Source organism: Planktothrix sp. FACHB-1355 (assembly GCF_014748295.1).
Lineage (GTDB): Bacteria > Cyanobacteriota > Cyanobacteriia > Cyanobacteriales > Aerosakkonemataceae > Aerosakkonema > Aerosakkonema funiforme_A.
Genome location: NZ_JACJUP010000203.1, coordinates 1 through 7,861 on the forward strand (window position 1 = coordinate 1; position 7,861 = coordinate 7,861).

Annotated in this window: 6 protein-coding genes; 3 read left to right on the top strand and 3 right to left on the bottom strand. The window is 42.8% G+C overall.

The window, feature by feature from the left end:
* The 3 genes from H6S82_RS11350 to H6S82_RS11360 form a co-directional block, all read right to left on the bottom strand.
* The coding region (locus H6S82_RS11350) for a CHASE2 domain-containing protein (protein ID WP_191056235.1) at positions 1-1,534 on the bottom strand (1,534 nt) is incomplete at its 3' end.
* A complete protein-coding gene (locus H6S82_RS11355; protein ID WP_190468580.1) occupies positions 1,527-2,777 on the bottom strand; it encodes a DUF1822 family protein in 1,251 nt (416 codons plus the stop codon). The genes H6S82_RS11350 and H6S82_RS11355, both read right to left, overlap by 8 nt.
* A 4-nt stretch (positions 2,778-2,781) precedes the next feature.
* Positions 2,782-4,629, bottom strand: coding sequence for a sigma factor-like helix-turn-helix DNA-binding protein (locus H6S82_RS11360; RefSeq protein WP_190468577.1), 1,848 nt, complete (start codon positions 4,627-4,629; stop codon positions 2,782-2,784).
* 333 nt (positions 4,630-4,962) lie between these two features.
* Here H6S82_RS11360 and H6S82_RS11365 point away from each other — a divergent pair, with 333 nt between their 5' ends.
* The 3 genes from H6S82_RS11365 to H6S82_RS11375 all read left to right on the top strand — a co-directional run.
* Positions 4,963-6,306 carry a peptidoglycan DD-metalloendopeptidase family protein gene (locus H6S82_RS11365; protein ID WP_190468575.1) on the top strand — a complete coding sequence of 448 codons (1,344 nt, stop codon included), beginning with the start codon at positions 4,963-4,965 and terminating at the stop codon, positions 6,304-6,306.
* A gap of 399 nt (positions 6,307-6,705) precedes the next feature.
* Positions 6,706-7,020: a pentapeptide repeat-containing protein gene (locus tag H6S82_RS11370; protein WP_190468632.1), complete on the top strand. Its 315-nt coding sequence runs from the start codon at positions 6,706-6,708 to the stop codon at positions 7,018-7,020.
* A gap of 64 nt (positions 7,021-7,084) precedes the next feature.
* The coding region (locus H6S82_RS11375) for an ATPase, T2SS/T4P/T4SS family (RefSeq protein WP_191056236.1) at positions 7,085-7,861 on the top strand (777 nt) is incomplete at its 3' end.

The window sequence follows — 7,861 nt, forward strand, 5'->3', positions numbered from 1 at the left end:
TATATTTACACACAGCAATCAAGCGTTTGTTTTGCTCAAAATGAGCTATCATGGCTGGATAACCTGGTTGTACTGGTAAATCGCGATAGATATCTAAACCTATGGCGATCGGTTGATGTTGTTGAAGTTTGTCTATTAGTTTGGCAAGTATTTCATCAGGGATAGGATGTTTGTATTTCCTGATATCTTCTTCATCTGCACCAACTATTAACAGGCGAGGATCTGCCTGTTCGGACGATCGCATTCGCATCATTCCATCATACGCTTGCAACTCCCATGATTGCAACCATCCGATCGATCGCACTCCCATCACCAAGCTAGTTACTACAAAACTCGCCATCAAAATAGTTGACAATTTCGGTTTTGACCGCCGATTCAATGGGATAATAGGTGTTTCTTTAAGTTTAGTTTTATCCCGCAATTTTTCCCAAGTCAACTGCATTTGCGCGGGATTGTCAACAATTGCCGGCAACCAACTAGCACCGGGAAATTCAGTTTCGATTCCCTGCAATCTTTCTCGCGCTTCTCGCACTGCTAAATAAAACGACTGACCTTCAGCAAATTCTCTCAAAAAATGCTTCAAAAATTCCTGCGCTACCTTATCGGGAACTGGTTCCCGCATCACAATGATTTGGGGAATATGCAAATCGTCTAATTGCTGCGCCAATCCCAACCCATCGCAGGAATTGAAAATTGCCAGTTGCAATCCCCTTTCTATCGCTTTACTGACAGAATTTCTTAACTGATTAATCGTTAAACTATCGGCACGATTTATATATATATGACCAGTTTCACCATCTGTTTGCGTCGAACTATGTCCCGCAAAAAAAAGAATATCCCATCCCTGTTTATCCCAAAGTTTTTCGTCCAATTCCCGGCGTTGCGGTTCTACTAAAAAGACTGTTTGAGCGTTTGGTAATTTTTCCAATAATTTTTTATCTGCTTCCACATCAATGCCAGTGCGATCGCCCAAAATAGCCAAGATTCTGACTTGCTTAGCGCTATTTTTGGCCGAATTTGCAGGCCCAAATTCCAACGCGCTCAAACCTACTTCTGCGTGGCGATAATCCCTAAAAAACCGCCACAGATGCCAAGGAATTTTCCGCAATTGGTTGTCTTCAGTTTGAATAATGACGCGAATGCGATCTTCAGGTGCTAATTGCTTTCGCAGTTGACGATCGATATGGCGAAATTCCTCAGAATCCAACCAACTATCAATTTTGTTTTGGAATTTCTGACATACCTCGTTGAACTCCGCATCAGAAACGTGAGTAACATCAACTTCATCTAGTTTGATGTCTTCATCGGCGCTGGGAAATTGCCGCAAACTCACATTGATAGAACGCGCTTCGTAAAGCAATTCATAAAGCAATTGCCAACGGCGGTAAATGTCGAGAATATCGGCGCTAGCTGGTAAACTACCTGTAAATTGTCTCCAATTAGAATTGCCCTCCTCCTGTAGCTGAACGGTCACAAAAGGAAACCCTTCGAGCAAATTACCGTTCCCCAGGTTTAATATCACTAATTTACTCATAATTATCGTTTCCAAAAGCTTCGATCGCAAAATCTTCTGTAATAGACATTTCCTCCATCGCCACTTGGATTTTAAAACCTTTTCCCATCGGACAAGTAAACCGTTTCAATTGAATGAAATTATCTTGAAGGCGCGATTGCAATTCGTGGATAACTTGACCCGATTGAGAGAGCAATATTAATTTGATATTTGGCGGTAGATAAATTTGTCCCCTAGCGGGATGCAATTGCACCCGAATCCCGACTTTTTCCCCCGACTCCGGTGTCAAACCAATTAATAGCGCCACTGATTGATTTCCCAGTTGCATTCCCAAATCGATCAGCTTGATTCCCTCGACAGACACCTTTGTTTCTTCTCTTTTGCGATCGCGTTTTCTAAACCCAAAAGCTAAATTACTCGACTCTGTATTTATAAGTGTATCGAGAGACTGCCAACCCGCCTCAAAAATTCCTTGAAACCATTTACCCAAATTTTTTACTGGCGCTGCACTAGCTACCTCAACCAAACGTCCCATGCGTCGATCGTATAACTTTTGTCGCCATTCATCATTATCCAATAATGCTGCCCACTTTTCAAACGGTACATCCACTCGCAAGCGGGGAGAATAAAGAGATGGGTCACCCAAAATTTCTAACAATCTTGTTGCTTCTGCATGGGATAAACTTGGCAACTGGGGGACTTGTTGCTGCACGTTCAATCCGAATGTTACTTGCATCACGTTGAGGCTGGCTGTTAAATATTTGATTGGCAAATTATAGGTGCGATCGCTCTCATTATATCTGCCATTATTCCGCAACTGACGATGAGTCGTAAAACCCCATACTTTGAGGAAGCATTCATCCTCATCTCCATCCAAAACTACCGATACCGCCAGATAATAGTCAGCCACCCAATTAGGAATATCCACCCATTCCTGCGGTACGCACAACTTTTCCACTTCAGCATCATCGTTGGGAATTAACACCAGCCGATTTTGACCTAATTGAATTGCCGAACCGTTGACAATTTCCCAAATATTTGCTAGCCTTTTAAAGCTAGGCCATACTGATATTTCACATTCAGATTCTTCTGCAAACCAATTCAGGAAATTTTTTAAACAAACGTAATTCAGATAGGCATTATGACGTGCGATCGCATTCGATTGTTTTTGAGATTGTTGCCATGCTTCTTGTAAGTCTTCAGGGCCAATATCTAAAAACAGAAAATCAGAATTAGCTGTTTCTCTTTGATTTAAACTAAACATTATTTCATGCTCCTTGACTTGATTTGTACAAATTTTGCAACCATTCTTGCAAAATTATATTGACTTTTGAGAGTTCTGCTTCTCTATCCAGAGAAATATCCAAATTTTCCTGAACCCAATCAACTACAGTATCCCGCAACTGCATTTGAGCTAAGCAGAGTTTTTCCTTCACCTGATGCTCAGCTAAATTTAATTGCTTTGCCGTTTGTTGTTCGTTGCGCCTCTGACAATAGGAATATATGACAACATCTTGACACTCCTCTGAAAGATTTATTAGTCCTGATTCCAGGACTGAATAAACAGTCAGTTTGTAAAACCTGTAAAGCCAGGATTTTACATATTTATCTTGCCATTGCGCGATTACCTGTAGTAGGTCAGATTCCAAACAACACTGTGCTTTACATATTCTTTGTTTAACTTCCGCTTCATTTATGCACAGCCGCGCAGAAATTTGCCTTTCAGTCAAATTTTCCCCATAGCGCAGTTGCAATATTTCTCGGTATTCAGGAATAAATTTTTTGAGCGCTTCCACTAAAGCTGCTTGAATCAAATCTGAGTGTCGAGGAGATGTATAATCTTTCACTAACCAACCCGATACATACGGCTTTACCCATTCAGTCGGCTGCGAAATTTCCCCTAACTTTTTGAGCAGGTGCATTTCGTAGTATTTACAAAGATGGCGACCGATATTAGTTTGATTGATTCCCAATCTCTTTCCTATTAAAGTTTGGGTTAAGCCAACACCATAGTAAAGTAACGGTATTTTTTGGTGAGAAGTTTGCAGCTTTCCTTGTTGAATTCCCTTTTCAACCAGTACTTTAATATTTGCCATCTCTTCCCGAAAAGCAGCGTCAGTTCGATTAACTGCATCGCCTGACTCAACCGCATCCCAAAAACTCTGCCATTCCGCGTCATTAGAAGGATCGGAATCTTCATTCTTTATTTCAGTTCCATACTCGTTGAGGACTTCAATAGAAACAGGATTGATTGAATTTGAGCAATAACGTTGTAAGGCTTTTATACAAAGTTCCATCCATTCTTTAATTTGTTCGCCAGTCACAGTACCCGGACTGGCAGATACTTCATGGGGTGCGGAAGGTAGCAATTTTTCAGCATTGTAGCACTTCGCAATCTCGTTGAAATCTTCTGCATCGGGTGCAGGGTATTTTTGTCCAACTAATCTGGCAGGGTTTTGAACTGTGTTAATTAAATAAACTTTTTTGAAATATTTCCGAGCGAATATAAACTTGGAAATTTGCGGTTCCCGCTGTCCGTCTTTTTTTAAGGCTTCCTTCAGTTCGTCTTCACTCTTTTTGTACAACAACCGCCAGGGGGAAAACCGACCAACAGCAGCTTCTGATTTAATAGTTTTGATCAGAACCTCATGAATATAGGTATCTAAATTAACTTTTCGTTCCAGATCGTATTTCTCTAAAACTTTCAAAAAATTCTCCTTATGGTAAATCATAAATCTAGCAATATCGAGATATTCTTCCCAAGGTCGATCGCTAGACTTTTGCCAAACATTTTTAGCTGCTTGATAGCAGCTTGCTTCAAAGTAAGCCGCCAAATGTTCCAAAGCCAGCATGGCAGAATGTGGCTCATTCAGCGCCACATTCATCCAAAATAATGCCATACCCCTACCTTTATCTTGCTGGCGACATAAGTTAGCAAACTCTGGCGCTTTTGCTGCATATAATTCCAAATTGCGTTTCAAATACAGCCGATCTTTCCATTCGATCGCCATCCGTCCATTGCGTTCAACGATACAGAGATACGTGCAGAATTTATCAATGTTATTTGGGCGTTCCGGCAGCCTGGGGATGCTATCTTTGTTAAAAAAGTTGGGCATTTTGGCTTCTTATTCCAAATATATACAGTTTTTTGAAGTGTGCCACTAAGCTTATTGGTGCTGCAAGAGGGAGATTATGCAGATCGATGAGATCGATCGAGTAGCGCATCGCCTGAAAGCTTAGCAGTAACAAGCTATCCAGGCGATCTCGATCGCAAATCGCCAAAAAAATTATCCCACGCGCATATTGCCTGAAACCTTATCCCAATAAACAAGCAGAAGCAAATCAAACCTTTCACCCGCATCCAGCGCTTTTAGCTATTAGTCCAGCATTATAGCTTGGGCTGAAAGTGCTGTGTCTGAAACTCTGACCAAATTACCTCTTGAATAACTATGACTACGATCGCCAAAAGACTGCCATTCAAATTAGCCATACTTTTGCTTGGCTCGGTTTCAACTTTATTGCTGATTATGGGCAAAGAATTGCCTCGCATTTCTTTCCCGCCAGGAGATACTTTCATGGCCGAAAAAGGAGATGCTAATGTTGACAAAGCGGTTGAAAAAGCTGCGCGATTAAAAGGCGCACCGTCTACCGAGAAAGTATTCAACGAAGTGAAGCGAGTAGATGCAACTGGAAATTGGGCTTTTGGTTCAATTTCTATTCCTCATGCTTCAGGAGAAGGCGCACCTTGGACAAGGTTGTGGTTAGCGCAAAAGACAAAAAGTGGGTGGATTGCTGCCATTGACTTTACACCAACTTTCAGTACCTGGATTAACCAGGCTCCAAAAGATATTGTAAGTGATGAGGAAAAGAGAGTTCTTGGGAGCAGTAATTTTCAGTATGGCGGTAAGCTAGTTGCCTTGGCGGGTGATAATAGCGCCAATTTATCTTTACCTTGGACACCTGGTCAGTCATGGAATTTTAACCAAGGACCACATCTTCGCAATTCGGCTAACCCGGGTAATAATGTACGGAGTGCTTTGGACTTTAGCGGAGGAGATCAAAAAGTTAAGGCAGCTACTGAAGGGCTTTTTTACAAGACTTGTTCCGGTTCGCAAGTTCAGGTTAGGCAGTCCAATGGTTGGCAGACAACTTACTACCACCTTCAGAATACGGCTCAGATCAAGGACGGAACATCTATTCAACGAGGAACATATCTAGGAGAAACTGGGACAACTACCGGTTGTGGCGGGTCTGCTACAGGAAGACACGTACACTTCAGTATCCAATTAAATGGCGTCGAACAAGGGTGGAATGGTCGCCAACTCGGAGGCTGGACCATATATGAAGATGGTTCTCAATACAAAGGTCGTGCTGAAAAGAACGGTAAAGTTGTCTATGCTAACCCCGTTGTTGGAAAGGCTTTACTTGATAATCCTGGAAGTACTAGCTGTAACACTTTTGCGCCAACTCCTTCTAGCAAACTTACTATCACTGTTGCGACCATCGATCTCTCTGTCACTGCTTCTAACCTTCCAGGCTGTTCTGTATACGTTCAAATGTGGCGTCCAGCCGTTGCTGGCAATCCTGAAAGGGAATGGAATTCTTCAAAACAGGCATCAGGAACTTCCATAACCTTTAACGATCTTGATGGCGCGGGAAACACCATCGCTGGCGTTTCTTACTACACTGTGGCTTCACTGACGCCTATCCCTTCTGGAGAAGCAAAAAAACAACGCACCTCCTGCTACAGCACAACTGGAGGCAAGTACCTCTGTGACAAGGTTAGTCGTTGATTAGCAATCCATTAGGGATAGAAGCGCAATTGAAATCTACAAAACTTCCATTGCTGTAACTACTTAGTGCTGTGAAGTTTACCTAAACTATACCCCTGCTTGCCATGTTTGCAAGTTCCCATGATTACTTCAATACTGGCAAGCTCTCCATTTTTACAGGAAGTGAGGCTACAAGTGAAACAGTACAAAACACGTAACGCCCTGTTAGATTTTCTGCCCGCTTTTTTATCGATCGCACTTTTACTGCTCGACACGCTAAGCGCAGGTGTTGCACGCGGAGATGGTGGGCCGGAAACTAATATCCCTTCTGCTCAGCGTAAACCAAGTAGAAGTGGGTGGGTAGGAACTATTACATATCCAGTAGTTCCAAATTCAGAAGTCGATCGGTTAACTTGCTATATGCAAACAGCAGATGGTCGCACGTTGAATCTTCATAAGCTCTGTACCGGAGAATTAATCAGACAATTACTGGAAACAGGTCAATGTGTAAGATGTAACCTGAGTGGTGCAAATCTAACTGACCTCGATTTAAGTAATTTGAATTTGAGCGGTGCCAACTTAAGTGGTGCCAACTTAAGTGGTGCCAACTTGAGCGGTACCAACTTGAGTGATGCCAATTTGAGTGGTGCTAACTTGAATGCTAGTAATTTAGAGCGTGCCAAATTTAGTAGGACAACAATGCCTGATGGAACAATAGCCGTTCCTGAAAGATAGAACAGCTAAGAACCATTTGCCAAAATTTAACTCAAAATCAGCTTCAATTTGAACGAAAATAGCTATGCGAACTTCCTTGAATTTGTCCTCACCTTGGCAACGGTTGAAAACTGGTGAAATCACTTCTGACAAAGCCTTAAAACTATTAGTAGACGAAGCGGGAATAGTTAACCTCGACTTACTAGATTTAGAACTTACCTCCCGATTTTTTCGACAAGTTGCAAATCGTCATAATTCACTACCCGTAATTCCCCTCTTACTCTGGCGCAACTGTTACTATTTAGGTAGCCCGATCGCACTTGCCGACGAAGACATCAACCAACTGTGCGATCGCACCCTCACCGACATCAAAATTATCCCCATTGCCGACAAAAGCTACCGCGCTTGGCACCTCACCCAAACCTTCGACGCCAACTCCATCAGCGCCTCTTCCCCCATCAACCCCATCACCGGTCAAGCAGAAACCGAAGACATCAGCGAAGTCACAGAACTCTATCTCTCCAAAGCCGATGACCAAATTAGCCGCATTAAAACCCTGATTTCCGGTGCCCTACGCTACCGCGCCAGCGATATTCACCTAGAACCGACTCCCGATGGCTTAAGAGTCCGCTATCGCATTGACGGCATTCTGCGAGACATCACCATTCTGCCACTGGATATCAGCCGCCGAGTCGTTGTCGCCCTCAAAATCATGTCCAACATGGACATCGCCGAAAGTCGTCGTCCCCAAGATGGCAGAATTGGCGAAAGTTATAAACTCGGTTCCGAAACCGAACTTGGGTTAGATATGCGGGTCAGTACACTTCCCTGCATTGGCGGCGAAAAAGCTGTAATTCGTTTA

What these genes read in the sequence shown, in the direction of transcription:
- H6S82_RS11365 (WP_190468575.1), top strand. Translation starts at nt 4,963, where the DNA reads ATGACTACGATCGCCAAAAGACTGCCATTCAAATTAGCCATACTTTTG.
- H6S82_RS11355 (WP_190468580.1), bottom strand. Translation starts at nt 2,777, where the DNA reads ATGTTTAGTTTAAATCAAAGAGAAACAGCTAATTCTGATTTTCTGTTT.
- H6S82_RS11370 (WP_190468632.1), top strand. Translation starts at nt 6,706, where the DNA reads ATGCAAACAGCAGATGGTCGCACGTTGAATCTTCATAAGCTCTGTACC.
- H6S82_RS11360 (WP_190468577.1), bottom strand. Translation starts at nt 4,629, where the DNA reads ATGCCCAACTTTTTTAACAAAGATAGCATCCCCAGGCTGCCGGAACGC.